The organism is Paenibacillus sp. PSB04, from assembly GCF_025809195.1.
Taxonomy (GTDB): Bacteria; Bacillota; Bacilli; order Paenibacillales; family Paenibacillaceae; genus Paenibacillus_AQ; species Paenibacillus_AQ favisporus.
The window spans coordinates 2,668,099-2,693,546 of record NZ_CP081301.1 but is presented as its reverse complement, the minus strand read 5'-3'; the positions used below and the strand labels follow the sequence as shown (position 1 = coordinate 2,693,546).

The 25,448-nt window shown below is 57.1% G+C and carries 24 protein-coding genes; 3 read left to right on the top strand and 21 right to left on the bottom strand.

Features of this window, described 5'->3' with window-relative positions:
* Positions 1-107: 107 nt before the first annotated feature.
* From K2F33_RS12570 to K2F33_RS12500, 15 genes are all read right to left on the bottom strand, one after another.
* Positions 108-1,121 (bottom strand): ROK family protein, encoded by a 1,014-nt coding sequence (locus tag K2F33_RS12570; protein ID WP_076173778.1) that lies wholly within the window; start codon positions 1,119-1,121, stop codon positions 108-110.
* A complete protein-coding gene (locus K2F33_RS12565; RefSeq protein ID WP_263881870.1) occupies positions 1,118-1,747 on the bottom strand; it encodes a D-sedoheptulose-7-phosphate isomerase in 630 nt (209 codons plus the stop codon). The genes K2F33_RS12570 and K2F33_RS12565 overlap by 4 nt, the downstream gene beginning before the upstream one ends.
* Positions 1,731-2,285, bottom strand: a complete 555-nt coding sequence (locus K2F33_RS12560; protein WP_263881869.1) for a nucleotide-binding domain containing protein — start codon at positions 2,283-2,285, stop codon at positions 1,731-1,733. The genes K2F33_RS12565 and K2F33_RS12560 overlap by 17 nt, the downstream gene beginning before the upstream one ends.
* The gene (locus K2F33_RS12555) at positions 2,285-3,259 is read right to left on the bottom strand and encodes a four-carbon acid sugar kinase family protein (RefSeq protein ID WP_263881867.1); all 975 of its coding nucleotides are present in this window, start codon (positions 3,257-3,259) and stop codon (positions 2,285-2,287) included. Before K2F33_RS12555 ends, K2F33_RS12560 begins: the two co-directional genes overlap by 1 nt.
* On the bottom strand, positions 3,256-3,921 hold the full coding sequence (locus tag K2F33_RS12550) for a class II aldolase/adducin family protein (RefSeq protein WP_263881866.1): 666 nt from the start codon (positions 3,919-3,921) through the stop codon (positions 3,256-3,258). Before K2F33_RS12550 ends, K2F33_RS12555 begins: the two co-directional genes overlap by 4 nt.
* Before the next feature lies 1 nt (position 3,922).
* Entirely contained in the window at positions 3,923-6,352 is a 2,430-nt protein-coding gene (locus K2F33_RS12545; protein WP_263881865.1) for an alpha-mannosidase, read from the bottom strand.
* Between the two features lie 51 nt (positions 6,353-6,403).
* On the bottom strand, positions 6,404-7,333 hold the full coding sequence (locus K2F33_RS12540; protein WP_263881864.1) for a class II fructose-bisphosphate aldolase: 930 nt from the start codon (positions 7,331-7,333) through the stop codon (positions 6,404-6,406).
* Positions 7,334-7,487: 154 nt separating this feature from the next.
* Positions 7,488-8,210 carry an aspartate/glutamate racemase family protein gene (locus tag K2F33_RS12535; protein WP_263881863.1) on the bottom strand — a complete coding sequence of 241 codons (723 nt, stop codon included), beginning with the start codon at positions 8,208-8,210 and terminating at the stop codon, positions 7,488-7,490.
* Positions 8,211-8,217: 7 nt separating this feature from the next.
* A complete protein-coding gene (locus K2F33_RS12530) occupies positions 8,218-9,606 on the bottom strand; it encodes a sedoheptulokinase (protein ID WP_263881862.1) in 1,389 nt (462 codons plus the stop codon).
* A 338-nt stretch (positions 9,607-9,944) separates the two neighbouring features.
* Positions 9,945-11,996 carry a YyaL domain-containing protein gene (locus K2F33_RS12525; RefSeq protein WP_263881861.1) on the bottom strand — a complete coding sequence of 684 codons (2,052 nt, stop codon included), beginning with the start codon at positions 11,994-11,996 and terminating at the stop codon, positions 9,945-9,947.
* A gap of 54 nt (positions 11,997-12,050) precedes the next feature.
* The gene (locus tag K2F33_RS12520) at positions 12,051-13,304 is read right to left on the bottom strand and encodes an amidohydrolase family protein (RefSeq protein WP_089548713.1); all 1,254 of its coding nucleotides are present in this window, start codon (positions 13,302-13,304) and stop codon (positions 12,051-12,053) included.
* A gap of 98 nt (positions 13,305-13,402) precedes the next feature.
* Positions 13,403-14,710 (bottom strand): ABC transporter substrate-binding protein, encoded by a 1,308-nt coding sequence (locus K2F33_RS12515; RefSeq protein ID WP_076173786.1) that lies wholly within the window; start codon positions 14,708-14,710, stop codon positions 13,403-13,405.
* A gap of 188 nt (positions 14,711-14,898) precedes the next feature.
* Positions 14,899-15,720: a carbohydrate ABC transporter permease gene (locus tag K2F33_RS12510; protein WP_076173787.1), complete on the bottom strand. Its 822-nt coding sequence runs from the start codon at positions 15,718-15,720 to the stop codon at positions 14,899-14,901.
* Positions 15,721-15,734: 14 nt separating this feature from the next.
* On the bottom strand, positions 15,735-16,607 hold the full coding sequence (locus K2F33_RS12505) for a carbohydrate ABC transporter permease (RefSeq protein WP_076173788.1): 873 nt from the start codon (positions 16,605-16,607) through the stop codon (positions 15,735-15,737).
* A gap of 22 nt (positions 16,608-16,629) precedes the next feature.
* Positions 16,630-17,652 carry a LacI family DNA-binding transcriptional regulator gene (locus K2F33_RS12500; RefSeq protein WP_212985261.1) on the bottom strand — a complete coding sequence of 341 codons (1,023 nt, stop codon included), beginning with the start codon at positions 17,650-17,652 and terminating at the stop codon, positions 16,630-16,632.
* A gap of 635 nt (positions 17,653-18,287) precedes the next feature.
* On the opposite strand from K2F33_RS12500, the gene K2F33_RS12495 reads away from it, so the two are divergent.
* Entirely contained in the window at positions 18,288-18,722 is a 435-nt protein-coding gene (locus tag K2F33_RS12495; protein WP_263881860.1) for a ferritin-like domain-containing protein, read from the top strand.
* 241 nt (positions 18,723-18,963) lie between these two features.
* On the opposite strand, the gene K2F33_RS12490 is transcribed toward K2F33_RS12495, so the two are convergent.
* The 3 genes from K2F33_RS12490 to K2F33_RS12480 all read right to left on the bottom strand — a co-directional run bounded on the left by K2F33_RS12490 (position 18,964) and on the right by K2F33_RS12480 (position 21,097).
* Positions 18,964-19,737 carry an SDR family NAD(P)-dependent oxidoreductase gene (locus K2F33_RS12490; RefSeq protein ID WP_263881859.1) on the bottom strand — a complete coding sequence of 258 codons (774 nt, stop codon included), beginning with the start codon at positions 19,735-19,737 and terminating at the stop codon, positions 18,964-18,966.
* Between the two features lie 260 nt (positions 19,738-19,997).
* Complete coding sequence (locus K2F33_RS12485) at positions 19,998-20,720, bottom strand: SDR family oxidoreductase (RefSeq protein ID WP_212985263.1); 723 nt, start codon at positions 20,718-20,720, stop codon at positions 19,998-20,000.
* The gene (locus K2F33_RS12480; RefSeq protein WP_306433702.1) at positions 20,717-21,097 is read right to left on the bottom strand and encodes a MerR family transcriptional regulator; all 381 of its coding nucleotides are present in this window, start codon (positions 21,095-21,097) and stop codon (positions 20,717-20,719) included. The genes K2F33_RS12485 and K2F33_RS12480 overlap by 4 nt, the downstream gene beginning before the upstream one ends.
* A gap of 270 nt (positions 21,098-21,367) precedes the next feature.
* Here K2F33_RS12480 and K2F33_RS12475 point away from each other — a divergent pair, with 270 nt between their 5' ends.
* Positions 21,368-22,300 (top strand): copper amine oxidase N-terminal domain-containing protein, encoded by a 933-nt coding sequence (locus K2F33_RS12475; RefSeq protein WP_263881858.1) that lies wholly within the window; start codon positions 21,368-21,370, stop codon positions 22,298-22,300.
* Between the two features lie 98 nt (positions 22,301-22,398).
* Positions 22,399-22,965, top strand: a complete 567-nt coding sequence (locus K2F33_RS12470; RefSeq protein ID WP_263881857.1) for an AAA family ATPase — start codon at positions 22,399-22,401, stop codon at positions 22,963-22,965.
* A 30-nt stretch (positions 22,966-22,995) separates the two neighbouring features.
* Here the strand turns inward: K2F33_RS12470 and K2F33_RS12465 are convergent, their stop codons facing one another.
* The 3 genes from K2F33_RS12465 to K2F33_RS12455 form a co-directional block, all read right to left on the bottom strand.
* A complete protein-coding gene (locus K2F33_RS12465; RefSeq protein WP_076173796.1) occupies positions 22,996-23,364 on the bottom strand; it encodes a sensory rhodopsin transducer in 369 nt (122 codons plus the stop codon).
* Positions 23,365-23,526: 162 nt separating this feature from the next.
* The gene (locus K2F33_RS12460) at positions 23,527-24,687 is read right to left on the bottom strand and encodes an MFS transporter (protein ID WP_263881856.1); all 1,161 of its coding nucleotides are present in this window, start codon (positions 24,685-24,687) and stop codon (positions 23,527-23,529) included.
* Positions 24,688-24,809: 122 nt separating this feature from the next.
* Positions 24,810-25,361: a PadR family transcriptional regulator gene (locus K2F33_RS12455; protein WP_263881855.1), complete on the bottom strand. Its 552-nt coding sequence runs from the start codon at positions 25,359-25,361 to the stop codon at positions 24,810-24,812.
* Positions 25,362-25,448: the final 87 nt, after the last annotated feature.

The following is a 25,448-nucleotide window of genomic DNA, read 5'->3' as shown; positions in this document are numbered from 1 at the left end:
GGCTCTGCACTTCCATGCCTTCAGGCCGCGAATCTTGTATCACAAACGTTATAATGAACCTGTTATCATCTGTTAAAAGTTCGCCGATCCACCTTCGGTTTCCCGGATCAATTATTCCCTCGTTCATGCTCCCCCAGCGCGTGAAGCGCAACGGACAAGCTGGCCGCATCCCCGACATGCTCGCCGAGCTCCGACGGCAGAATCCGGCAGGCGGCAAGCGTCCCCGGCAGCGCTTCACGCCGCAGCTCCTCCAGCACGATCGGCCGGAGCACCTGTTCCTGGCGCGCATAGATGCTGCCGATTACGATCCGCTCCGGATTGAGCGTATCGACGAGGACGGCCAAGCCCCGGCCGAGCTTGCGGCCGATGATGCCCACCGCTTCGCGCGCCAACGCGTCCCCGGCGGCAGCCGCCTCAAACACGTCCTTCGCCGTCCATGCAGCCTCCCCGCTCCCTCCGGATTGCGGGGCCATCCCTCCGGCGCCGGCGGAGAATCGCGCGGCAGTCTCTGCCGCCGCTTCCTTCAAACCGGCAAACAGGCGGGCGATGCCCCCGCCGCTGCAAAAGCCCTCAAAAGAGCCGGCCTTGCCGTAGCCGACCGGCCCCTCCTCCGCCAGGCGGATATGGCCGACCTCACCGGCCATGTCACTTGCGCCGGCATACAGGGCTCCGTTCAGGATCAGACCCGCGCCCATTCCTGTCCCGAAGGTCAGGAAGATCATGCTGGACGCCCCGCGCCCGGCCCCCCACCGCCATTCGGCGAGGGCGCAGGCGTTGGCGTCATTCTGGAGCGCGGCGGGTACGCCGAAGCGCTCCCGGAGCGGCGTGAGGACGTCGATGCCGTCCCAGCCGGGCAGGTTCGGCGGGGAGAGAATCCGTCCCCGCCGGCTGTCAAGCGGGCCGCCGCAGCTGACGCCGACGGCAGCAAGCGGCTCGCCCCCGCCGGCCGAAGCGGCCAGGCCGGCCAGCTCACCGCACAGCGACGCCATCGCTTCCTCCGGCGTGTCCGGCGTCGGGAAGCTGCGCTTGCCCACGATTTCGATCCGGTCTCCTTCCGCCCTGCCAAGCACGGCCGCGCATTTCGTTCCGCCGATATCGAGGCCTCCCAGCAGTGTGCTCATGCGAAAAATGCCTCCTCCAGCATCATGCACAGCGTATGGTAAATCGGCAGATGCCTTTCCTGGATATCCGGCGTGCCGTCGTAAGGAACGCAGACGGCAATGTCGCACAGCTCCTTCAGGCGTCCGCCGGTGCGGCCGGTCAGGCCGATCGTGGTCATCCCGAGGGATTTGGCCACCTGAACGGCACGAACCACATTCGCCGAGTTGCCGGACGTGCTGAACACGACCAGCGTATCCTCCGACCGGCCATAGCCGTACACCTGCTGGGCCACCGCCATATCGGCGGCAACGTCGTTGATGAACGCGGTCGACAGGCCGCTCTGGCTGACGAGGGAGATGGCCGGCAGCGCACCCTGCAGCCGGTCGGCGATATAAGCGCCTTCCTCGCCGTGAATGAGCATCTTATCGCGTTCGGCCGGCGGCAAAGTCCGCTTCAGCATAAAGCCCTTCATCAGCTCGCCCACGACATGCTCGCAGTCGGCGGCGCTGCCGCCGTTGCCGGCGAGGAGCATTTTGCCTCCCCGGCGAAAAGAAGCCTCCACCGCCTCATACGCCTGCCAAACCTCGTCCCGGCACGGCTGAAGATCCGGATATTTCGCAAACAGCTGCTCAAAGATCGCGCTCATCGCAGTCACTCTCCCCATGGATGTTCATTCCCTTCAAATGTTCGATGGCTTTGACGATAAACTCCGGGCTGCCAAAGCTGCCCGATTTCAATACCAGCAGACGCGCCTTGCCGTCCAGCGACATACAGGAGGGCAGCCCCGGCTCAATCTCTTCCAGCACCCGCAGACCGGTGATGCCCAGCCGGCCGCAAACGGCAGCAGAGGTTTCGCCGCCGGCGATGACGATTCGGCGCTGCCTGACACGCTCCGCGACATCGGCTACAGCGCCGGCCAGCTCATCCGCGACGATGCGCGAGAGCACCGTCCCCGACAGGCCGAGCTCCTTCGCCCGCTTGCGGGTCGCTGCCCGCTTGCCGGCATCGTTCGATGCATGGATCAGCACATCGCGTCCGGATGCCAGCTCCGCGCCGGCCCGCCGCACGACATCGGCGATGTGCCCCCCTTTGCGCGCTGGTTCCAGCAGCAGCAAGGAATCGAGCTCGATGATCGTAACGCCCGCCTCCCGGGCGCAAGCAATCTGCGCTGCGGTTTGCGGCATCAGGCTGCCCGCCGCGAGCAGCACCCCTTCCCCCTGGTGGCATGACCGGCTGAGCCTGCGTTGTCCTGCGGGGCGTCTGCATCTTTGCTCAGTAACCGGCTATTTTCAATAAGGTCAGCAGCCGTCCTATCAACTTGCCCGCCATGCGGCCCGGTCCCGGCAGAGGCCAAGTTCTTCCCTGTTCGTTCTCCTTCATCTGCTCCCAGGTCAGCCCTTTTGTACAGCGCCTCATTTTCCACATGCCCGGTAGTGAATCGATCTGAGCTTTCCGGGTCCGCATCCGCATGCTTCAACAGCAGCGCGAGCTCCTCATAGAGGCCGGAACTGCCGCACAGCAGCGGCTCATCCAGTACCGCCTCGGCGATGATCCGCAGCGACTGCTGATCGCGGACGTCGAGAATCAGGTAGGTACATTCGCCCCGCATCCGGTTGATTTCCCCGCGTAGAACCTCGGCGCCCTGCTCCACCACGCCGATCGGGAGCATCGCCACCTTCCGCTCTGTCTGCGCCTGCAGGATCGCCGTCAGCTCCGACTCCTGCATCGGATGCACCGGATCATGCCTGAATTCGGACTCGGCCAGCGGCTTGCCGTGCACGTAATGGATGCCGTCCAGCGTGACGCGGCCGTTCTTCGGAAAACCGAGCACGACAACCGCGAACGAAGCATGCATCGCATCCAGCATGGCGTCGAATTCCGCTCCGATGTTGCCGCGGAAGACTGAGCACGTTTTGTTGACCAGCCGCGTGCATCCGGCGGCGCGCAGGGCGACCGTCGCTGCATACACCTTGGCATAAGCTTCATCCGCGGTATCGAGCCGCGAGTTTGTGTCCACTACGAGCACGTCCGGCTGCGGATCCGACAGACCATGCCGGAGCTCAACCGCCGGATACACATGCGTCGTCAAGCCCACTTTGGCGAACATGATACCGATGTCGTTCGCGCCGGTAATGTCGTCGGCAATGACGCCGATCATCCGTCCCACCTCCTCCGTGGACGGTAGCCGGAGCGCTCCAGGAAGTCCTGCCGGACCGGATCCGGCAGCTCCTGCAGACGTACGCCCGCGCTCCCGGATTCAATCACCATCCGGCAGGCCATTTCGAGCGTCTGCAGCGCCATCCGCGCTTCCTTGATGCTGGTGTCATAGACCAGCACCCCGTGGTGCTCCAGCAGCAGTACGTTGGCCTGCTTCGCCTTCTCCCTGACCGCTTCCCCCAGATCGAGCGAGCCGGGATGGGCGTACCGGACGCGTTCCACACGCTCCAGGTAGTACATCGTCTCCACGAACAAGCCGGAAGGAAGCGGAATATCGGCACAGGCGAACAGCGTGCTGTAAAAAGGCGACGCATGCAGCACGGCCCCCACGTCAGGCCGCAGGTCATATACGGCCTGGTGCATCGGCACTTCTTTGGACGGCTTAGGCCCGGCTGCTGCCGGCGCCTCTCTGCCGTCCAGAACGCACTCGGCGAAATCTCCTTCGCCCAGTTCTCCCAGAAACGTCCCCGTGGCCGTGATCAGGAAGCTTGAATCATCCAGCCTGGCGCTGATGTTGCCCGCATTGCCCCAGGCGAGCCCCGTGTCCATCATGAATTTCCCGGCCGCCCGCAGCTCGGCGGCCGTCTCTTCGCGGCGGCCCATATTACAGGTCCCACTCCAGAAGGCTGGTTTCCGTCACGGGAAGGCTTTTGTCCGCCGGCACGCGGAACGTTTTGATTTCCGACGGCTTGAAATCGGCACGGATGCTGCGCTCCCATTTCGGGAGACTGATTTCGGCCGTCGTCGCCTTTTTGTCCGTCTCATACACGCGCAGGATCAGATCGTCGTTATCCTCCGCTTTTTTCACCGCGCTGACGATAATGTTGTCCCGGTCCACCGACAGGTACGAATCCGTCTGCGGCAGCTTTCCTTCGTGATACGTTTCGATGATGGCTACCGGCTTGCAGTTCAGCTCCGCGGCCCGGCGCACAGTGCCGGCCTGCTCCCAGCCCTCTTCATGAGGAAGAAGCGAATAGTTGAACTGCTGAATGCCCTGGTCGGTAAAGGCATACTCACCGTCCGCCTCCGGCACGTATGGATCATGATGGGCATAAATCGGGCTGCGCAGCACGGTCAGTGCCAGCTCCTTGTTGTGGATGCTGTAGCTGTACTTGGCGTCATTCATCAGGCTCAGCCCGTACACGCGGTTCGATCCCGGAACGATCCCCGTATAGTCAACCCAGCTCTGACCCGGCTCTTCCTCGCCGTTATGCTCGCGCTCGATCGTTCCGTAAGGAATTTCGTACGTATGCCGGCTGAAGACGCAGTTGACCGGGAAGACGAGCTTCAGCATTTTGAACTTTTCCCGCCAGTCCACGGTCACGCGAACGTCGATTTGGTCCCGGTCCGGATACATTGCAAAATCCTGCACCAGCCGCGAGCTGCCGTATTCGCTTACCACGCGGATGACCGATTTGACCGGCCCGTGCTCGATGCGCTGCACTCTCACCGCCTTGAACTGCCCTGCCGTCCGGTTAAAATGCAGCACGTCGTGGCTCCACGTATCCGAGGTGTCGTCGATGACGACCGGCCGTGCCCCTTCGCCCCGCAGCACTTCATGATCCAGCTTCTTGTCCCGCAGGCTTTTGATAAAGCCCGTGTCCTTGTCGAACTCCAGCCGCAGCCGGCTGTTTTCCAAGACGAGATCGCTGGCCGTGATCGGCTCCCCGACCGGCTTCAGCGAAGCCGATTCCAGGAACAGCTTGTAGACCCGATATCCGAGCGGCGGCAGTTCGGCCATAAAGCTCAGACGGTAGCGGCCTCTGGCTGCGGCCTGCGACTTGACGGTCTGGAACGGCACCGGCTTGCCGGTATCGTCGACCAGCACGCTGTTGTCCTTGATTCCGCCAATCTCCAGCTCGACGTTCACTTTGCTGGACCAGGCATGTGGGTTGAACACGACGATCGGGCGCATCGTTTCATCCTGCTCGATGCCGATGTTCCAGGACAGCGACTGCACCGCATAGTTCAGCGAGCGGTCGGCGATCGCCATCGCCTCTCCGAACAAATATCTGGCGTCCTCATATGCCGGCTCCAGGCTCGTTCCGGCCAGGATGTCATGGAATTGGTTGAACAGCACGTTTTTCCAGGCGCGCGTGAATTCCTCAGGGTACGGCTGCCCGGTGATCCATGAAGCGAGCGCGGAGAACTTCTCCGCCGCAATCAGCCGGTTCTCCGCCTGGCGGTTCCACTGCTTGATGCCGGAATGCGCGGCATAACAGCCGCTGGCGTGATGCTGCAGGTCGTCGTGCACAACCGGAAAATCAAGTCCGGAAGCTTCCATGTCCTTGAAGTACCGGTCAGGCGTAGCGAACTCGAGCTTCGGCAGATCGGGCTCCTCGTTCAGGCGCCGAATGCTCTCGATATTTTCCTTGGTCGGCCCGCCCCCATGGTTGCCCACGCCGTAGAACAGCATCAAGTCGTTCAGCGGTTCCTTGAACTCGCCGAGACAGCGGCGTACGTGATTCTCCAGATCTTTGCCCCAGGACAGGTACTCGAACATAATGCGGAACGTCAGCACCTTGGACCCGTCGTCGGACTGCCACCAGAAGAGCCGGCTGGGCAGGCCTTTTTCGTTAGGCATCGGGCGCATCATCACGTAGTAGTCCATCCCGCTCTTCTTTAAAATTTGCGGGAGCATAGCGTTGTGGCCAAAGCTGTCAACGTTGTAGCCGACTTTGGCGGTCACCCCAAACTTTTCTTTAAAATAACGCTGGCCGTACAAGCCCTGGCGGACGAAGGATTCGCCCCCCGGAATGTTGCAGTCGGGCTGGATCCACCAGCCGCCGACGATGTTCCACCGGCCTTCCTTGACGCGTGCGCGGATTTCTTCGAACATGGCGGGCTCGTTATTTTCGATCCACTCGTACATGGCCGCCGAGCTGGACGTAAAAATAAAATCCTCCGATTCCTTCATCCGGTCGAGGGCCGAGCGGAAGGTCGCTTTTGCTTCCTGGAAGCCCTCCTGCCACTGCCACAGCCATACCGGGTCAAGATGCGCGTTACCGATCATGTACAGCTTTTTGTCCTTCATACGTGGTTCAGCTCCAATCCATGGTTACTTGGGTGTAAGGATGAATCCGGTTTATTGGAAAAAGCGTCCGGCCTTTCCGGCGCTCAGCACGAAATCCTTCATCTTGTTCATGACCGTCTGCTTGACGGCTTCGCGGCCGGCAGCCAGCTGATCCGGCGCCAGTGCCCGGCACTCCGCGTCCGTCATGCGCTCCTCCCGGCCCAGTGCCGCGAGCAGTGACAGTTCCAGGTCGGTCGCGATATTCACTTTGCTGACGCCGCCCCCGTTCAGGGTGAACGCCTGCTGCATCATATCGGCCGGAACGCCCGAACCGCCGTGCAGCACCAGATGCACCGGGGTCAGTGCCCGGATCGCCTCTAGGCGCGCATAGTCGACCTTCGGCTGCTTCACGTTGTAGACGCCATGCGCGGTGCCGCACGATACCGCCAGCGCGTCCACGCCGGTCAGCCGAACGAACTCCGCCGCCTCATCGGGATCGGTGTACAGCTCTTCGTCGGTTTCCGTCTCGACGAAATCGGTCGTGCCGATCATGCCGAGCTCGGCTTCAACCGAGACGCCTCTGGCATGGGCATAGTCGGCCGCTTCTTTGGACTCGCGGACGTTGTCCTCGAACGGCTTTTCCGACGCGTCGATCATGACGGAGGTAAAGCCCGCTTCGATGGCCTCGGCGATGACCGCCATGTCCTTCGTGTGGTCCAGGTGAAGCACCACCGGAACGGTGATCTGCTGCTCCTCTAGCTGGCGGTAGAATTCCTCCGCAAATGCCTTCGGCGTAATGCCGTACCGGATCAGTTCCTTCTGCGAAATCTGGACGATCAGCGGTGAATCTGCCTCCTGCCCTGCCGCCAGAACGGCGGCGATCATGGACGTATAGCGCGGTGAAAACGAACCGATCGCGTACTTTCCGGCTTCGGCGGCTTTAAGGGCCTGCTTCAGCGTCAGGACGTTGGACCGTCCCGCAGCTCCTGCTTGGGTCGTCATAGGGTAAAAACTCCTCTCGCTACTCTCTTGTAAATCTGAAAAACGGACCTTGCTTCCGTCCATAAAGTCTGTTGTTCAGTTAAGTCTGTTCTTCAGTTAAGTCTGTTGTTCAGTTAAATCCGTTCTATAGTTAAATCTGTTCAGTGAAGTCTGCTCAGTTCATTCTGTTCGCCGACAATTGCTCACGCACGCGCCCCATTCCGAAGGCGGGGCTGGTCAGAAAGCGGCTGCGTTCCTCCGGAGGCAGGCCTTCCACCGCCCGCGCCATCGACGCCTGGGCCAATACGACGATGTCTGCCGTACCGGCCATCCGGGCCAGCGTCTCGGCCAGCACTTCGTCATGGCCCTGCCGGTCGCCGGCCAGCAGGCGCTCGTACGCGGAAGAGATCACCTCCGGCACCAGCCGGACTTCTCTTCCGAGCCGCTCCGCCAGCTGCTGCAGCAGCCGCTGCGTCGGCCCGAGCGTCGTGGCCAGCGTGGCCGCCACGCCGATGGTGCCGGCGGAGCGCACCGCATGCTCCGCCATCGCTTCGTCGATGCGCACGATCGGCACCGCAATCTCCGGCCGTACGGCAGCGCACAGCTCCCCGATGGAGGAGCAGGCGTTCAGAATACAGTCCGCGCCCTGCCGCTCCGCAATGTGCGCATACTGCCTCCACCGCCCGGCGATGGCTCCGACGTCCCCGCCGTTCTCCGCGAGCTCCGGCAGAATCGAGTCGTCCACCAAATTGATGACGCGGAGGCCGGGCATCAACTGCTGCGCCAGGTCCCTTAAGGGACCGACCGTAACCGGGGTCGTATGAATGACCGACAGTTTGAAGCGTCCCCATTCCTGCGGCTGGCGCGTTGTACTTGTCTCGACTGTATCCATGTCCATCGCAAGTTCACCCTTTCCTCATTTCGCTAAGCGCCGACCGGACATCGGGATAATATCCGGCCGCCGCTGCGCCGTACACGGCCGCTCCATAGGCCGCCTCTTCCTCCCCGGGCGGAAGCTCAAGCGTCAGCCCGAGCTTCGCTTCCAGCATCTCTCGGAGGAGAGGGTTCCGGCGGATGCCGTTGCCCGAACCCGCCGCAGCCGAGATGCTGCCGCGCAGCCCCGCCGGCAGCGCGCCGACGTACTGCATCAGCTCGTCAGCCATGCCCTGCAGGAAGCCTGCGGCCAGATGGCCGGGCGTGAAATTGTCCGGCCCGATGCCGCGGATGGCCCCCCGAAGGCCCGGATCCTGCCGGGTTCCGTAGAACTGGGTCTGAACCTGAAGCGGTGCATCCCCGCGCCGAATCGCCTCCCGGGCCCATTCATTCATCCGCGCGTAGATCTCGCCTTCATCCGGAGACGTGCCGAAGGCTCTGCCCACCTCTTGAAAGAACGCCAGCAGCATGGCGTAGGACTTGCCCCCGCTAAGGGGGGCGCCTACCAGCAGCGAGCCTCCTCCCGGAAACGGCCGGATTTCAAGGCCGGCCGCAGCATCCAACTCCTCCGGAGACACGTCGTTGTCCGTGTAAATGGAAATTTGCGATCCGGTTCCGACGTTGACGAGCAGCGTCCGCTCCAGCTGCGATACCGAACCGAGGAAGCTCGCCTGGTTGTCGCCGATCGCGCATGCTACGGGCTTGCCGTCCGGCGTTCTCCCGGCCGGCTCCGTGCCCTGGCATACGGGCGGCAGGATGGATGCATCCATCCCGGCCCGCCGCAGCGCTTCTTCATCAAAGCAGCGCTTGCTTGCCGAAAACAATCCGATCCCGGCCGCGTTGGAAGGATCCATGAGCGGTTTGGCGGCGCCCGTCAGCTGCATAGCCACGTAATCGCCGATCGTACATAAGTAGACCGCATCTTTGGGAACGTTCCCGTTTTTCACATGATGAAAGTGCGTCACCAGTCCATAGCCGCTGGCTGCCGGATAACCCGTGATTTCCCGAAGATACCGTGCGTAAGAAGCATCCCGGTCCTCCACCCGCTCGTCTCCCCGCCCGTCCTGCCAGGTATAGAGCGGGCTGACGCTTTGGCCATCTCCGTTAACATAAAGAATGCCGTGCATCTGGCAGGAAATTCCGACCGCGGCCACGTCCGGCCATTCCTCTTGGCATTCCGCAACCAGCCCTCGAACTTGCTCCATAATCCGCTGCGGATCCTGCAGCCGTTCCCAGCTGTGATCCCCCCGAACCGATGCATCGTTCGCGCAAGTTGCCACGCGGACCGCCCGGCCTGACGCAGCCGAAATCAGCACGGCGCTGATCGATGTCGTTCCGATATCAATTCCTGCAAATAACATACGTTGTCCCCTCCCGTATTCGTCCTGCATCTCATCTCGCCTAAGCGATTTCATGGATTTCCTTATTCTTTTTCGCGGGCATAAAGCTAGGCACCTTCAAGCCATCCGCTTTTGGGTTATGAAATCCTTGTCTCGCTGGAAGGCGGTTTCGATAGGATGAAGAACGTCTACCGGCGTATTTTCATAAAGAACAGACAGCGTTTTTTTGTCTCCAGCAAGCAGCTTACGGTTTTCGATCTCTTGGTCTTCGAATCTGTTCTCGATCCATCAGTCTTTAGATCTGTTTTGATCCTTCAGTTTTTGATCCTTCAGTTTTCAGTCCCTCGGTTTCCGATCCTTCAGCCTTCAATCAGCTCGCTCAGCCCCAACTCCGCTGCGTATTCCACCGCCTCCTGGGACGCGTACAGAATCAAGCCGATGCACCAGGAGTGTGACAGGGTCAGCATCATTCCTTTGGGCTGGAAGCAGTTCGTGTTGTAATAACGCTCGGTGACCATGCCTTTATAGGCATTGAAGTCCCCGTCCTCCCGCGCGATAAACTGCAGGAAGCAGGCGATATGGTCGCGGGTGCGTTCCAGGTAATACCGGTCGCCGGAATGCTTCCACAACCGCAGCATTTCCGGCACGCAGAACAGGCCGTAATTGTGCAGATGCTGGTTCGACGTGGACGCCTGATCCGCGCCGCGCGAACGGAAATCATACTGCGCCAGCAGGGTGTGGCGCGGGAAGCACAGATTATACGTCCAGCGGAACGTCATCATCCAGTCCGCCGCGCTGGATGCGAGCTCCAGCCACTTCGGCTGTCGGTCATACTCGTACAGCAGCACATAGGCGGCGACGGCGTTATAGGCGTCTTCCGAGGTCGGTGTCAGATGCACATCCTCCGGAGCGCCGTAAATATATTCATCCCTGATAAACTTCTCGTAATAGCCGCCGGCACGCACGGCGGCTTCCGCAAACCGCGGTTCCCCGAACAAGGCCGCGCCTTCAAGCAGCGCCGCGATCCACAGCATGCCGCCGGCGCCGTCCCATTCTTCGACCTCCCCGGTCTCCGCATGGTAATAGGAGCCGAAATTGCCGTCGCTTCGCTGGCAGGAAGCCGCAAAGTTCAAGTTCGACAGGGCCGCCGCTTCCCAGTCCGGATGGGATGCTCCCTGCCCGCGCTCAAAATCCAGCGCCCGGACCATGAACAGCGTCGCTTCGGCCGCCGTTCTCGCCTGCAGCCAATCGGGCTTCGGATTCCAGCCGGCGTTCCAGCCCCGGCCTTCGATCCAGGACGCCCAGAAAATGCCGCTCGGCGACAAGCCTTCGGCTATTTTGCTCAGCACATCCATTCCGGCCGATGTGTATTCGGCAATGCCCTGTCTGCGTCCATATTGGAGCAGCGCATGCGCGTAAGGAGCTCCGCTGACCCAGCCTACGTGCATATGGGGGCGGTCCCCCTGCCCTTTAACGTTGTTGTTCAACTCGCGGTCAAACGCCGCCGTTTCGTACAATATGCGGTGCTCCGGACGATAATGCCACGTAAACAGTCCGTGGGCGGTCAGCTGCGCCGCCTCGTCCAGATCCATCCATGGCCGGAGCGGGTAGGTCTCGGCATGGAGCCGGTACATCCGACGCACAAACGGATCGTACGCATGAGGATCGCCGGCCGCCGTATACACCCGGTAGCGAAGCGTTACCTGCTGCCCCGGCTCAAACCGTGCGGACGCCAAATCCGCCAGCGCCGGAACCGGCTCGCCGACGAACGTCACCGGCTCCTCCCGGTACGGAAAGTTCAGCCAGACCGCCGTTCCGTCCGCGTTACCCCGGAAACCGACGCCCGTCAGGCCCAGCTCCGACATTTCTTCCGTGCAGAGCGCCCCGCACAGCGCGTCATTCCAGGCAAACACAACCGGCAGCGCCGCCCGGTCCGAGCGGAAGGACCAATAATCCGATACCATCTGCTCCGGGTCTCCGCCCCGGTAGTCGTAGCGGGGATAGCGCCGTAAATTTTTCTCAAAGCGGTTTTCCTTGTAGAAGGCGCCGGGGATCATCCAATCCGGCTTCCCTGGACCGATTACCTCTGCCCGCAAAGTCAGTCCCATATTTTTGGGAACGTTCCCGTTATACGTTAAACGAAGGGCTACGTCGTAGCCGCCGCAGCTGTCCTTCACCGCTTCCCATTTCGCTTCGGCAGCAAATTCGTCCGAAGAGCCGGACATCGTCAGCCCTCCATCCGTCAAAGCATCCACCCTTTCGATCGGAACCTCCAGGGTCGACCCGTCCAGAGGGCTCCATGCTTCGATCAAATGACCGAACCGCAGCGCAGCCTCCCCCTGTTCCTCACCGGGCCGATACACGTTCAGTACGTAACGCTCACCACCGTCTGCCTCTGCCTTCCATCCCACGATTGACTCCCGCCTTTCTTCCAATAGCCTGCTTTTTCCGGAAATTTTTCTACATTACATATCCAGCTGGTATATCTCGATCAGGTTGTCCCGGAAAATGCGCTTGGCGAATTCCATTGCTGCCTGTTCCGTCATGCTGTCCTCCTGAACTTTCTCGGTTAACACGTCGCCCACTAGGTTCCGTACCAGCTTCAGATGCGCGTAGGTTCCTTCGATATGGTTGTAGTCGCCACCGAATCCCTGGATCTTCGACTGCGGCACCATCTCGATCATTTGATGCAGAATCTGCTTGCCGATCGTCGGTGAAATGATATGCACCCAGGTAAAGTCGGTGTACACGTTCGGATAATTTTTCGCGATGCTTAAATACGATTGATGGTAAGGAAAACCGCAGTGCAGCAGGACGAATTTGGCGTCCCGGTACTGCGCCAGCAGCGGCAGCAGCAGCTCTGCGTTCGAGTTGGTCAGGATGTTGCCGTTGCCGGACACGCTAGATTCATGATGGCCGGTGTGAATCTGGATCGGCAGATCATAAGCGATGGAACGCTGGATGATGAAATGAATGAGGTAGTCCTGCAGCGCCAGCGTCTCTTCCTTCGACAGCCCGTCCTGCAGCGTATAGCCCAGCAGCCGGTTGAAGACGATCTCCGCTTCGTGGAACGTCGGGTTGGTGCTGGCGAGGCTCCGCCAATATGCATGGCCCAGCTTCGTTGCGACCATTCCTTCCTGTTTGTATCTATGCAATAAGGCATCCACTGCTTCGAGATAGCCCGGGAACGAATGTACATGCACCCCTGCGGCGTTCTCCACGTCGTGAATATCCTTGAGTGTTCGAAGTTTAAAGGTAAAATCCAAAAACATGATCGGCCGGAACAATTCGTAATCCAATTGCGTGGTTTGGATCAGCGTGAACGCCAGGTCGATTTTTGAGCGTTCGTACAGCACCTCCCGGTACCAGTCCGGGTTATTCGTCGCCGCCTTCACTTTATCATTAACCTCCAGAATGCCTTGGACCGTCCAATCTTCAAAGCCGTACAGGTCCTTCATGGCCGTCCGGAACATGTTCGCATACGTGGTGTTGTTCGCGCGCTGCCAGTACTGCAGGAAGGTGGCCGCTTTCTCTTCGTCACTGCGCACCCGGCCGCTTAAAGCCCCGCGCTGCATCCCCGCCGTAATGAAGTCGGAATCAAGGTAATGCATCAGGGAGAAAAAATCCTGCTGCTCTCTTTGTCTGATCTGCGGAGTCGCCAAATGCTCGTGTCCGTCGATGATCCGTAGTTCGCTGATATAATCATGTATGCTGCTCATCGGGCCTTTCTCCTTCCAAAAATGGAGCGGCTGCTCCTCTTCTCATCCGAACAGCAGCCGCGTCTATTTATCTGTCGTTTCTGCTCTTGACCGGGCGATCAGTCCACATTCAGCTCAGGGAAAGCGTTCTTCACTTCTTTTTTGAAGTCTGACACGACGTCGTCATAGCTGCGGTTGTTGGTGACACCGTCGCCTGCGACCTTTCTCCACTTGCTCATGATGTCTTCGCCGTATTTATCCGGTTTCGTTGCTGGAATTTTCACGACGGTTTCGTAATAAGGCTTCAAGACGTTTTCGTCGCCGAACAGCGGGGATTTGTACGTATCCAGGTTGGCCTCGTACACTTTGCTGTTGCCCGGCATGTTGCCCGTTTTCTCCAGGTTGTGCTGCTGCCATTCCTCGCCGGCGATATATTTGATGAACTCATACGCCAGGTCTTTGTTTTTGGACTTTTCGTAGATGCCGCGGTACGTTCCACCCGAGTAGAAGCCTTCCGGCGTTTTGGCTACGCCGTACTTGCCTTTGGCTTTGTCGTCCTTGTTGTCGACCATAAACCCGGCCCATGCCGGCATGGAAGTCAGCACGACGCTGCCGTCGTTCAGTGCGTTGCCCCAGCCCGCCGACATGAACGGAAGCTTGGCATCCACGTTGTTTTTGCGGATATCCAGCTGGGTTTGATAGACCGTCTGCCATTTCGGATCGATGTTCAGCTTGCCGTCCTTCACCCACGGCTGGGTGTTGTAGGCTTCAATGTCGAACAGGTCGCCGGCGTTTTGGATCAGATGCACTTTGCCGCCGCTGTCCGCTGCCACCTTTTTGCCGAGCTCAATGATTTTGTCCCACGAGCCGACCATATCGCTGACTTTGTCGGGATCATCTGTGCCGAGGTACTTCTTGGCCGTATCGCGCAGATACCAGAAGCCGCCCGGAGAAGAGTGGTCGGAAATCGCCCGCAGCTTGCCGTCCTGGGATCGTCCCAGCTCCTGAACGTAAGGGACGTAATCCTTCACCAGATCCTCGGCGCCCATCGCCGACAGGTCCGTCAAAAACTTCGAATCGATGAATTTGCCGATATACCCGCGCTCCAGGTCGAAAATATCGGGAACGTCGCGGCCGGACTGCAGCGCGGTCAGCAGCTTCGTCTGGTATTGGTCGCCCGGGAACATTTTGACGTCTACCGTGACGCCGGGATTTTTCGCCTGAAACTGGTCGGCCATGTCCTTCACCTGGTCAAAGAACGTCCAGATGACCAAATGACCTTTGAGCTCGCCGGATTCGGCGGCCTTGCCGGAGTCGTCTCCGCTTGCCGTACTGCTGCTGTCCGAAGCTTTGCTTCCGCATCCGGCCAGCATGCTGCCGACCAGCAGGACGGACAGCACCATCATCAGCCATTTCTTCGTTTTCAAAACCGATCTCCCCTTTTTGAAGACGTTTTTCTTATTGTGATTGAAGTGCATGCGTAACAGATGTCCGCAATTTGTAGAACGCTTTCAATTGACTTTGTTTTCGTGGCGGTCCACTGCGCCGTTTCCCGGTCATCACCTCTTTCCCTGGAGTCTGAAAGTCAAGCCGTCTTGATGTCTGCTTCAATCGGTCAGCCTTTGACCGCTCCCGCCGCCACCCCGTCGATAATCCGTTTGGACATGAACGAGAAGAAGACGAGGATCGGTACGACCGCAATCACGATGCCCACATACTGTGCGCCAAAGTCTGATGTAAACTGGGATTTCAGGCTCGCGATCATGACCGGCAGCGTCTGCAGGTTGTTGTCGAAGAGGACGATCATCGGCGTGAGAAAATCGTTCCATTTGCCGATAAAAGCGAAGATTCCCAGCGTCGCAAGCCCCGGACTCATGATCGGCAGCACGATCCGGTTGAAGATCTGCCATTCGCCGTACCCGTCCATCCGGCCCGATTCAATGATTTCCGTCGGTACCGAGGAATCCGCGAACTGCCGCATCAGGAAAATCCCGAAGGCGTTGTGGATCGACGGCAAAATGAGCGGCCAGTACGTGTTCAGCATGTTCAGCGAATCCATCAGCTTGAAGAAACCGATGATGCCGAGCTGGCCCGGAATCATCATCGTGCCGAGCACAAACATGAACAGTACGTTTTTGTACTTGAAGTTGTATTTCGAGAAGCCGTACCCGGCCAGTGCCGCAAAGTACACGTTAATGATCGTCGACGTGACGGTGATCAGGACGGTGTTCCCGAAGCCCCGCCAAATGTTGACGGTGTCCTTCAGCCTCGCATAGTTGTCGAGAAACTGGTCTCCCGGAATGAGCAGCAGCTTCCGCGCAATATCCGAGTTGGCATGGGTGGATGTAATGATCATGCTGTAGAAGGGCAGCAGGCATGTCGCCGCCACGGCGATGAGAAAGAGGTACAGAATGCCTCGGGTAAGTATTTTAGCCATGAAGGTGGACCTCCTTAATCCTTCAGCTTCGACGCTTTGGCCGTAATGGCCGTAAAGAACATGACCACAAAGAATATTCCGTAGGCGACCGCCGCCCCGTAGCTGTAATCAAAGTTTTTGAAAGCCGTTTCATATAAGTACATGACCATCGTTCTGGAAGAGTTGCCCGGCCCGTCTCCGAGCATGAGCGGCGCATCAAACAGCTGCAGGCCGCCGATGACCGACGTAATGAACACAAACAGGAATACCGGGCGGAGCAGCGGCAGCGTAATGTGCATCGCGGTCTGCTTTTTGGTCGCCCCATCCACTTCGGCGGCTTCATACACTTCTCTCGGAATGCCCTGAAGTCCGGCGATAAAGACGATCATGTTAAACCCGAAGTACTGCCAGCAGATGACCCCCGATGCGATAATTCTGGACCACCATGGGCTGTTAAACCAGTTGACCGGATCGTGAATGATCCCCAGACTCATGAGCAGCTTGTTGATCGTCCCGGTCTGCCAGTCGAACATGAGGGAGAAGATGACCCCCAGCGTGACCGGCGTAATGATGTGAGGAAAGAAATAGACCGCCCGGAAGAAATGCTTGCCCCGGATAAAGCGCTCGTTCAGCACCAGCGCGAGCAGCACCGATAAGATGAGCTGGGGAACGTTGGATAGAATCCAGATAATAAGCGTGTTGCCTATCGTCTGATAAAAGAAGCTGTCGTGCAGCAGGCGTGAATAATTCGCCAGCCCCACATAGACCGGATCCGAAAATCCGTCCCATTTCATGAAGCTGAGGTAGAGCGTGTACAGAATCGGCATCAGCCCGAATACGGCAAAGCCGATGAAGAAAGGCGCCACAAAGATGTAACCGTAAAATGACCTGTTGACCTTGGAGCCCATCGTTTTCACCCCTTTTTACACTTTACTTGGTTCCACAAGAGTCCCGGACGATGAGCTTCGGCTTCAGCAGATGGATCGCTTCCTCACTCTTGTCCTGGATGCCTTCGATTTGCTGAAACAATCCTTCCGCCGCTTTTCGGCCGATGGCTTCAAAGGGCTGGCGCACCGTCGTCAGCGACGGATACACCCATTCCGAGATCGAAATGTCGTCATACCCGACGACCGACATCTGCTTGGGCACGTTGAGCCCGTGCTCCTGGATGGCCCGCAGCGCCCCGGTTGCCGCTTCGTCGTTGGAGCCGATGACCGCCGAGAAGCCTTTGCGCTCCAGCAGCTGCTTCATCGCCTGATATCCGCCCTGGCTGCTCCAGTCCGACTCCACCACCCATTCCGGTCGGTAGGTTAACCCAAGCGTTTCCATCGCCTGCAAATATCCGTTAAAACGGTGCTGGTTCGCTGCGGCATGCTGCGGTCCGGAAATGTATGCGATTTCCCGGTGGCCCAGGCTGTGCAAGTATCCGACGATATCGTAGACCCCCGCCGCATTGTCGACGTCGACCGCGAAAATGCCGTCCTTGCCGCCGTGATCGCCGATCAGTGCGATCGGATACTGCGAGTCCCTGATTCTCTCCAGGTCTTCGTCCTTGCGCTTTTGGAAGCTCACCAGGATCACTCCGTCGACCTGCCCTTCATACAGAAGGTTGAGGAAGGATATTTCTTCGGCATAGTTGGAAGTCCAGCTCAGGAAGGTGCAATTGTATCCCTTCAGATTGGCTACTCCCTCAATGCCCCGGATGATGCCGGAATAGAAAATATTCGAAATGTTGTCGACGACGACGGCGATGCTGTTCGTCCGGTCAAGCACCAGCCTGCGGGCATTGGCGTTGCGGTGGAAATTCAGCTCCTTGATGGCTTTATCCAGCGCTTCCTGCGTTGCTTTTTTAACCTGCTGCCCGTTCAGGTAACGGGACACGGTGCTTTTGCTTGTTCCTGCCAATCTGGCGACATCGTGAATGGTTGGACCCACTGTTATCACTCTCTCCATGTATCGTTTCCCATGTTTCGGCCCCTTCACTTGCCTATCCCGCTGATACGGAATCGATGGCAAGATACAGCACGAATACCATTTTTGGGAACGTTCCCATTTTACCAGACAGCCGAGGTCCAAGGAAAGGACTTGTTTGGCAGGAGCTGCCATTTCTTTACCGGAAGGATTCACGGCACTAGCAGTTGGTTGTCTGTCCCCCGTCTTAGAGCTATCCATACAGCCTCTATGAGGTTCCCGTCTTGACAAGTTTCCGTCACGGTCCTCCAATCATCCGCCGCCAACTTCATTTTGGGAACGTTCCCAAAATGAAGGAAATGCCTCTCCCAGCTTTGCTGCATCAGAGTTCATGTGAACGGGAAAGGATCTAACAGGAAGCCAAATGACCGAATCAAAACCGATGAAATTTTTGGGAACGTTCCCGTTTTGGTGCAACAACTTGATTAAGATGGGTCTATAATAGCGCTTCCAGAATGGGGTGTCAACGGATATTTCAAAAATAAAAAATAACCATTTTATGGGTGGCGGCTTATCTTTGTCCCTCCCCACGATTTTTTCGTAAATGAATGACATTTGCCCAAGAAGCTGAATAGGGTGAAGAAAAGCCTATATTTGCGAAGGGAGATACACCAAGAATGTATTACTATACGTGGGACTATCGGGCTCCGGCCTCATCCATCGCCGATCTTGAGAAAGCCATCAACGGAGAATACTCCGCCATCGCCTGCTATGAACGGCTGGCGGGTGCGGCGCCAAGCGAAGAAGAACGCACACAGATCATGGAGATCCGTAAAGACGAAATCAGACACTATCAAACGTTTGCCGGGCTGTACACGTCCCTGACCGGAAGACAGCCGGCACCTGTCATCAATGAGCCCTGCCCCTCCGTCTACCGCGATGGCCTCCACTTTGCCTTCAAGGACGAACAGAACACGGTGGACTTCTACCATGAAGCCGCCGACCGGGCATCCGATCCGGCCGTGAGGCAGGCTTTCCTCAGGGCAGCCGCCGATGAGCAGAACCATGCCGTTTGGTTTTTGTACTTTCTTACACAGCAGGCCAGGGAATAACCGTTGGGGCGAAAGGACACGGAAAGATAAGCCAAACGTTTGCCGGGTCTGTAGCCCTCGATCAGAGCGCACATAACACTTTCATAGGCCTGCTAGATGCTTTAAAGTATCGCAAGCCAAAATGGCGCCACAGGGATCCGTCCCTATGGCGCCATTTATATTTATTAAAATCACATGCCAAACTAGATGCGAAATTGGGATTGAAGGATATTTGTGCTATCCGGCCAGTCCCTTTGTACTCCTACACCCCGTAATGCGTAACGCCTCCATCAACAAATAAATTTTGCCCCGTAACGTATCCCGCTCCTTCGGAACAAAAAAACAGAACGGGAGCGACCACTTCCTCCAAACGGCCATACCTCCCCATTGGCGTCCGCTGTTCAATCATCTTCTGGTTATCCGGATCATCGAGGGCTTCTGCGTTAAGAGAAGTCCGGATAAACCAAGGACTAACCGCATTGACGGTAACGCCATATCGGGCCCACTCGCTGGCAAGCTGTTTTGTCAATTGCACGACGGCCGCTTTGCTGGGCCCATATGCCGTTGAGAATGACAGCGTTAGTTCCGATGCCACGGAAGCGATATTTACGATACGGCCGCTTTGGCGTTCGATCATATGGCTTCCTGCCGCCTGAGACATCAAAAAAACAGATTTTAAGTTGGTATCGACCACAAAGTCCCATTCTTCCTCACTGAGCTCAAAAGCGGAATGGCGAATGTTTGTCCCGGCATTGTTGACCAATATGTCGATTTTCCCGAATCTTTCCACCACTTGTTGAACGGCCGAGTCTACGGAACGCTTATCGGTAACATCACAAGCGATGCCGAGCGCACGCCGCAAGGTAGCAAGGCTAATCTCATGAGCCGCTGCAAGTACCTCGGCCTCGGTCCGGGCAGTCAATGCGACATCCGCCCCCGCCTGGGCAAGCCCCTCAGCAATCGTTCTTCCGATCCCGCGGCTGGCACCTGTAACGATAGCCACCTTTCCGTTCAAATCGAAGTTGACGTTGACCACTTCATATCCCTCCATGAAAATGCATATTTTTCGAATCAGGATGATTTCCGTTGCTCGACTAGCCTTTCGTAACCATAGCATGACCAGGTGGCCGCCTTCTGATCATAAAACACGCACTAACATAAGTAAAATGCATATTAATCATCATAACCATATCAAAATTGTTATATAAAAATCATATTAAAAATGATATGACATTCATATGATGCATTTGATAAGCCATCGGAAAACCATCATGACCATTCCGTTTCAACAAAGGGCTACCAGGAAATGGCCTTCCGTTCCCGGAAATATCCACCGCTGGGGCCGTCCTCTCCCGCAGTAGCCAGCCACACAGCCGTATCGGCCCCCTCCGCCACCGAGAGCGGGGCATCCGTCCCGCCCATATCGGTCTGCACTCTGCCCGGGCAAACCGCATTCGTTTGAATACCGTACGCCGCGGCTTCCTGGTCCACCAACACCGTCAGCGCATTCAGCATCGTTTTGGAAATCCGGTAAGCAGAGGATGAGCCCTTAAGCCCGAGGAGACCCTGCATCACCTCAAAAGAACCGAGACCGGACGACATGTTGACGATCCGCCCGTACCCTTGCTCCTTCATCAACGGCACCACCGCCTGGATCATGCGCAGCGCGCCGAAGAAGTTGGTCTCCAGCGTTTCTTTCATCACATCCTCCTCCACGTCCAGGACAGATACGCCTCGATCCAGAATGATGCCCGCGTTGTTAATGAGAACGTCCAGCCTGCCATGTTCCTGCCGGATTCGATCCACTATCGCATCGATGCTTCCCGGGTCCTGCAGATCCACCACCTGGACCTCCAGCTCAAGCCCCTCCGAACGCAGCTCGAATACGGCTTGCCGCCCCTTCTCTTTGCTCCTGCAGCCAATGATGACATGCAGCCCTTTTTGCGCCAGTTGTCTGGCGATTTCCTTTCCGATCCCGCGATTCCCGCCGGTGATCAGTGCAACCCGCTTGCTATTCATTCCCAATCTTCTCCTTTCTCTAGCTCACGTCTCCAAGTGGTCAGGCATGCCCGTAAATGGTCTTCCGCTTTTCGAAGCGTGTCGATCCGCTCCCCAATCTCCGCCAGCTTGGCTTCCCCTACCCGGATCGCTCCGGGCAAGCATTCCCGCCGAACCTCCTCCGATCCGGCGCACGGATAGGCATCGCTGATTTCTTTGGCGCTTAGTCCAAGGCTGAAGTACAGCTGGATGATCCGGACGCGCTCGACATCGGACATGCTGTACTCCCGGTACCCGTTATCCAGCCGGACGGGATGAAGCAGCTCCTTCTCCTCGTAATACCGCAGTGAGCGCAGGCTCACGCCTGTGGCCCGGGACAGCTCGCTAATATGCATCATCGTTACCCCCTTTCATCGGCCTTGCAGCCATCTGTTAAAGCAAGTGTAAACCCTCACATCATGTGAAGGTCAAGCGATGTTTTGCGGGCGGATTTATCATTCACCCTGATTCAATGGGCTGTCCGTTAATTTTTCTGGTAAGTGCATTGGAAAACGGGGCTGGTTGAGGCCATGACCTCGGTCTTATGGGGGCTGGTTAAGATGTAATGAAGTCATACTTTCTCGTTTATAGGACGTCTATATATAGGAATATCTAAACAGGAGGGACGAATGATGAAGAAAATCACCATGGCCTCGATTCCATTTCTCTGTGCAGCAGCTCTCATGCTGCCGGATCACAGCATCGGTACAGCAGCAGCCAGAACCAATAGTGGAACTCATGTCATCATCAATAAACAAGATCTGGCACCCGAAGATGTCCTTATAAAAAACAACCAAATATTTATTAGCTTCACTGAAGCTAAAGCGCTAGATAATCTAACTTTCCAATGGAATCACGCTGCAAAACAAGTGACCGCAAAAGGCAAGGGTACCAGTCTATTGCTTACCATCAACCAAACAACCGCCCTGAAAAACGGAAAAGCTGTGAAGTTGAACACAGCTCCGTTTATCTATGATGGAAAAACGATGATCCCCCTGCGATTTGTCACGGAAACCATGGGCGGCTCTGTTACCTGGAATCCATCCACTCAGACAGCATACATCACAAAGGCAAGCTCATATTTGACCAGCGATCTCCTGAGTGATGAGTTAAGCGTTGCAAGGAATGCGGCGATCAATCTTCCAAGAGTGTCACTGCTGCCTAAAATAAATACTCCCACTTACGAGACTTCAAGTATCCAGTATTATTTTCCAAAAAATGTGCACGATCAATTTTTTGAAAAAAACAACAATGCCATCAGTTATTTTGAAATTTCTGATGATATCGCTTATTTGAAATGGCAAGGCTTAATCACCAAAAAAGCAAGTACTCAAAAGCAGCTGTATTTTATTTACGGAACGATAACCAACGAAATTGGAACACTGCCATCAATTAAAGACTCCACATTCGCCGCCTTCCATTGGATGCCGCATATCGGATCGACCGGCTATAGCTTGATTCATAAGGACAATTGGAACGATGTTGTGTTCAAGGAAACGGAAGTGGATCAAAATAACGCAAAACCAAACTATATTATTGTTCAGATTCCTGAAGAAGAATAGAAACTGGCCCAGTTACCCGGTGGATCGAAATGTTGGACTGATCAGGCAGGATCTCCCTTCCGGAAAATCGAATTTATCGTTAACGGGAGGCGAGGATCATGGCAGTTTATGGACCAGAAAGTGCGAAGACACCGGACAAAATTCGCATTATCGGCTCGGTCGGCAGCGGCAAATCGACTTTGGCAAGAGCGTTGTCCGACCAATTAGGCATCCCTTATTATGAATTGGATAATATGGTGTGGAGGCGCACGGGCCATGGAGACGTGAAGAACAGCTTCGAGGAAAGAGACCGCATCCTGAACGGCATTCTCGAGCAGGACCGGTGGATTATCGAGGGCGTCCATTATCAGTGGGTGCAGCGGAGCTTCGCGGACGCGGACCTGATCGTTTACGTCGATACGCCGATCTGGGTCCGCAATTACCGCATACTGAAGCGTTTTACCGTGCAAAAGCTGGGGCTTGCGCAGGGGAACTACAAGCAGACGTTCAGCATGCTCCGCAAAATGTACCAATGGAACTACCGGCACGCGAAAAAGGAAAAGCCGGAAATCATGCAGATCGTTGAGCCATACCGAGGAAAGCTGCGGATGATCCGCAATTCGTCTGTGCGGCAGGCTTTAATGCTGTCCGAAAAGCCCGGCCCTAAAGGGATTGAAGTACCCTAAAGGGCCTGAGGGGTCAAAAAACCTGAATCTCTATTCCTTCACCGGAAAGGCCATGACGCTCATCAGCGCGTTCTCTGCCTGCGTAGAATCCAGCCGGCTGTACTGCACAAAAATCGGTGCGCTGCCGGTGACCTCCATGGCATAAGGAACCCCTTTCGGTATGTACTTCCCTTCCACATTTAAATGGGCTGTGCGGATATGATGCGTCCGCTGCCCCCCCACAGTCGCCGTCATGCCCAGGATCGGTTCCCGGTCTTCGAAAAAAGCGTTGACCGTCACCGTCACTTCTTCTCCGCTTAAGTTCAGCACGCAAATCGATTCGTGGCTTTCCAGCTGGCCGCTGCTCGTCGGTGGAATGTACCCGTCGGGAATAATCCACTGTAACTGACCTTTGGACATTCGAATCCCTCTTTTCGAAAAAAGTTTTGCCGTGCCTCCTTAGCTAGGCCCATAAGACGGAGACGCGGCTTTTTTCCATTATAAACCTCTCAGGGAAGCGATTACATCCAATTTCCCTTACTTTTTGGTTAAAAAACAGGGCGGCCTGCTAAGCCGTTCTTATTACTCTACGGCCGCCTGCTCCACCTGCCGCTTTGCCAGCGGTTTGCGGACGAATGCCAGAAAGATCAGCGCGGATACGGCGACGGATGCGGCACAGACGCCGAACAGCGTATTGTACCCCGTATACTGCGACACCCAGCCCAGCAGGATGGAGCCCAGGCCGATGCCGAGATCAAAGGCGGTCATGTACGAAGCGCTGGCCGCGCCCCGCCGCTCCGGATCCGCAAGCCGAAGGTTCACCGCCTGCATGGCCGGCTGAGCCGAGCCGAATCCGATGCCGTACAGCACGGCGGCGGTGATGACGCCCGCAAGCCCGCCGGCGAAGGCAAGGACGAGGAGCCCAACCGCCGTAACGGCCAGCGCCGGCACGATCACGTAAGCTTCGCCGAGCCGGTCGGCCAGCTTGCCGGCCACCGGCCGCGCCAGCGTCAGCGCCAGGGCGTAGACGAGAAAGAAGGTGCCGGCGTTCACCCGGACCGATTCGGCAAAGAGCGGCAGAAACGTCGTGATCCCGCCGTAAGCCGCCGACAGGAAAAACAGCGACGAGGTGACGGGAAGCACCGATTTTTCGAAAAAGACGATTTTCCGCCGCTCCGCCTTGACCTGAAACGGAATCCGGGTCAGAAAGACGAGAATGAAGGCCGCGGCGGATAAGCCGGTCGCCAGCAGAAACAAATCGTGAAATGAGCCGCTCTGGTGCACCCAGGTCCCGAGCATCGGTCCGACCGCCATGGCGATCGTCATCGCCAGGCCAAACCAGCCCATGCCTTCACCGCGCCGCTGGACGGGAATAATGTCGGTAACCGACGTGCTCACCGCCGTGGTAGAGAGCGCCCAGCTGGCCCCATGAAGAATCCGCAGTCCGAGAAGAACGGCGATCCCGCCAACCCAGTCATACAGATACATGGACAATACGAAGAAGATCAATCCCCAAATCATAAAGGGCCTTCGGCCGTAACGGTCGAGCAGCCCGCCGACAATGGGACGAAACAGAACGGCGCTCAGCGTGAACACGCCGGTTACGAGCCCGACTTGGGATTCGTCCCCGCCCATCTCCTTGATAAAGAGCGGCATCGTCGGCAGCAGCAGATAAAACCCAGTGAACAGCACCAGCATAGCGGCCGTGATTTGAATAAAAGACCTCGTCCAGAGCCTTTCCATAGATGAATTCCTCCCTAACCATAAATTAAAGTGGTTTCATGTGCTCCAAATCTTCTGGAATCATCGTGCTGGTTCAATCCCTGTGGCGATATTCCTGATCGTCATCTTTCACGACATTTCCATCAATCTTCCTCGGCCTGGATTCGCTCGATCTCTGCCGTGATCCAGGCTTCATCCGCCTCTCCCAGCCGTTTGCGGTAATCAAACATCCGGAGCAGCTGGTTCCGCTGCTTGGCGGGTTCCGGCTGCTGTGATTGCAGGTACGCCTCAAACCGGGACACATACTCCCGGCTTCTTCGGATGATCTGCAGGTAATCCTCCAGACAGGCCAGGCGGACCTCCTTGGTCACGTAGCCGAAATACACCATTTTAAACCGGAAAATCAGCGCGGCCTCGGCTTCCGGGTTCGGCTCAAGCGTCTCCTTCATCAGCTCTTCGAACCGCTCCCGCCCGGCATCGGTAATCGCGTATATTTTCCGGGTTCGCCCGCCCTTCGTCTCTTCTTCGATCCGCAGATGAATCCACCCGGCCTCCGTCATCCGCGACAGAAGCGGATACAGCGTGCCGGAGCTAATCTTACGGCCAAGCCCCACCGCGTTATTCAAGACGTCCTGGAGCATATATCCGTGCTTCTCACCTGTCATCAGCTCGCCCAGAACGAACAATTCGTACACCTCTCTCACCTCCGTTAAATATGTCGTTTCGATATATATTATATGTCGGATCGACATATTTGCAAGCCTCTATTTTGAAAATTTCCC

Bases quoted from the DNA above. Each gene is read 5' to 3' on its own strand.
- K2F33_RS12480 (WP_306433702.1), bottom strand. From the start codon at position 21,097: ATGATGCATATTAGCGAGCTGTCCCGGGCCACAGGCGTGAGCCTGCGC.
- K2F33_RS12505 (WP_076173788.1), bottom strand. From the start codon at position 16,607: ATGGGCTCCAAGGTCAACAGGTCATTTTACGGTTACATCTTTGTGGCG.
- K2F33_RS12550 (WP_263881866.1), bottom strand. From the start codon at position 3,921: ATGGGCCGCCGCGAAGAGACGGCCGCCGAGCTGCGGGCGGCCGGGAAA.
- K2F33_RS12560 (WP_263881869.1), bottom strand. From the start codon at position 2,285: ATGCCGCAAACCGCAGCGCAGATTGCTTGCGCCCGGGAGGCGGGCGTT.
- K2F33_RS12530 (WP_263881862.1), bottom strand. From the start codon at position 9,606: ATGTTATTTGCAGGAATTGATATCGGAACGACATCGATCAGCGCCGTG.
- K2F33_RS12545 (WP_263881865.1), bottom strand. From the start codon at position 6,352: ATGAAGGACAAAAAGCTGTACATGATCGGTAACGCGCATCTTGACCCG.
- K2F33_RS12535 (WP_263881863.1), bottom strand. From the start codon at position 8,210: ATGGACATGGATACAGTCGAGACAAGTACAACGCGCCAGCCGCAGGAA.
- K2F33_RS12495 (WP_263881860.1), top strand. From the start codon at position 18,288: ATGTATTACTATACGTGGGACTATCGGGCTCCGGCCTCATCCATCGCC.
- K2F33_RS12540 (WP_263881864.1), bottom strand. From the start codon at position 7,333: ATGACGACCCAAGCAGGAGCTGCGGGACGGTCCAACGTCCTGACGCTG.
- K2F33_RS12555 (WP_263881867.1), bottom strand. From the start codon at position 3,259: ATGATCGGCGTCATTGCCGACGACATTACCGGCGCGAACGACATCGGT.
- K2F33_RS12520 (WP_089548713.1), bottom strand. From the start codon at position 13,304: ATGAGCAGCATACATGATTATATCAGCGAACTACGGATCATCGACGGA.
- K2F33_RS12510 (WP_076173787.1), bottom strand. From the start codon at position 15,720: ATGGCTAAAATACTTACCCGAGGCATTCTGTACCTCTTTCTCATCGCC.
- K2F33_RS12465 (WP_076173796.1), bottom strand. From the start codon at position 23,364: ATGTCCAAAGGTCAGTTACAGTGGATTATTCCCGACGGGTACATTCCA.
- K2F33_RS12500 (WP_212985261.1), bottom strand. From the start codon at position 17,652: ATGGAGAGAGTGATAACAGTGGGTCCAACCATTCACGATGTCGCCAGA.
- K2F33_RS12460 (WP_263881856.1), bottom strand. From the start codon at position 24,687: ATGGAAAGGCTCTGGACGAGGTCTTTTATTCAAATCACGGCCGCTATG.
- K2F33_RS12570 (WP_076173778.1), bottom strand. From the start codon at position 1,121: ATGAGCACACTGCTGGGAGGCCTCGATATCGGCGGAACGAAATGCGCG.
- K2F33_RS12470 (WP_263881857.1), top strand. From the start codon at position 22,399: ATGGCAGTTTATGGACCAGAAAGTGCGAAGACACCGGACAAAATTCGC.
- K2F33_RS12565 (WP_263881870.1), bottom strand. From the start codon at position 1,747: ATGAGCGCGATCTTTGAGCAGCTGTTTGCGAAATATCCGGATCTTCAG.
- K2F33_RS12485 (WP_212985263.1), bottom strand. From the start codon at position 20,720: ATGAATAGCAAGCGGGTTGCACTGATCACCGGCGGGAATCGCGGGATC.
- K2F33_RS12475 (WP_263881858.1), top strand. From the start codon at position 21,368: ATGATGAAGAAAATCACCATGGCCTCGATTCCATTTCTCTGTGCAGCA.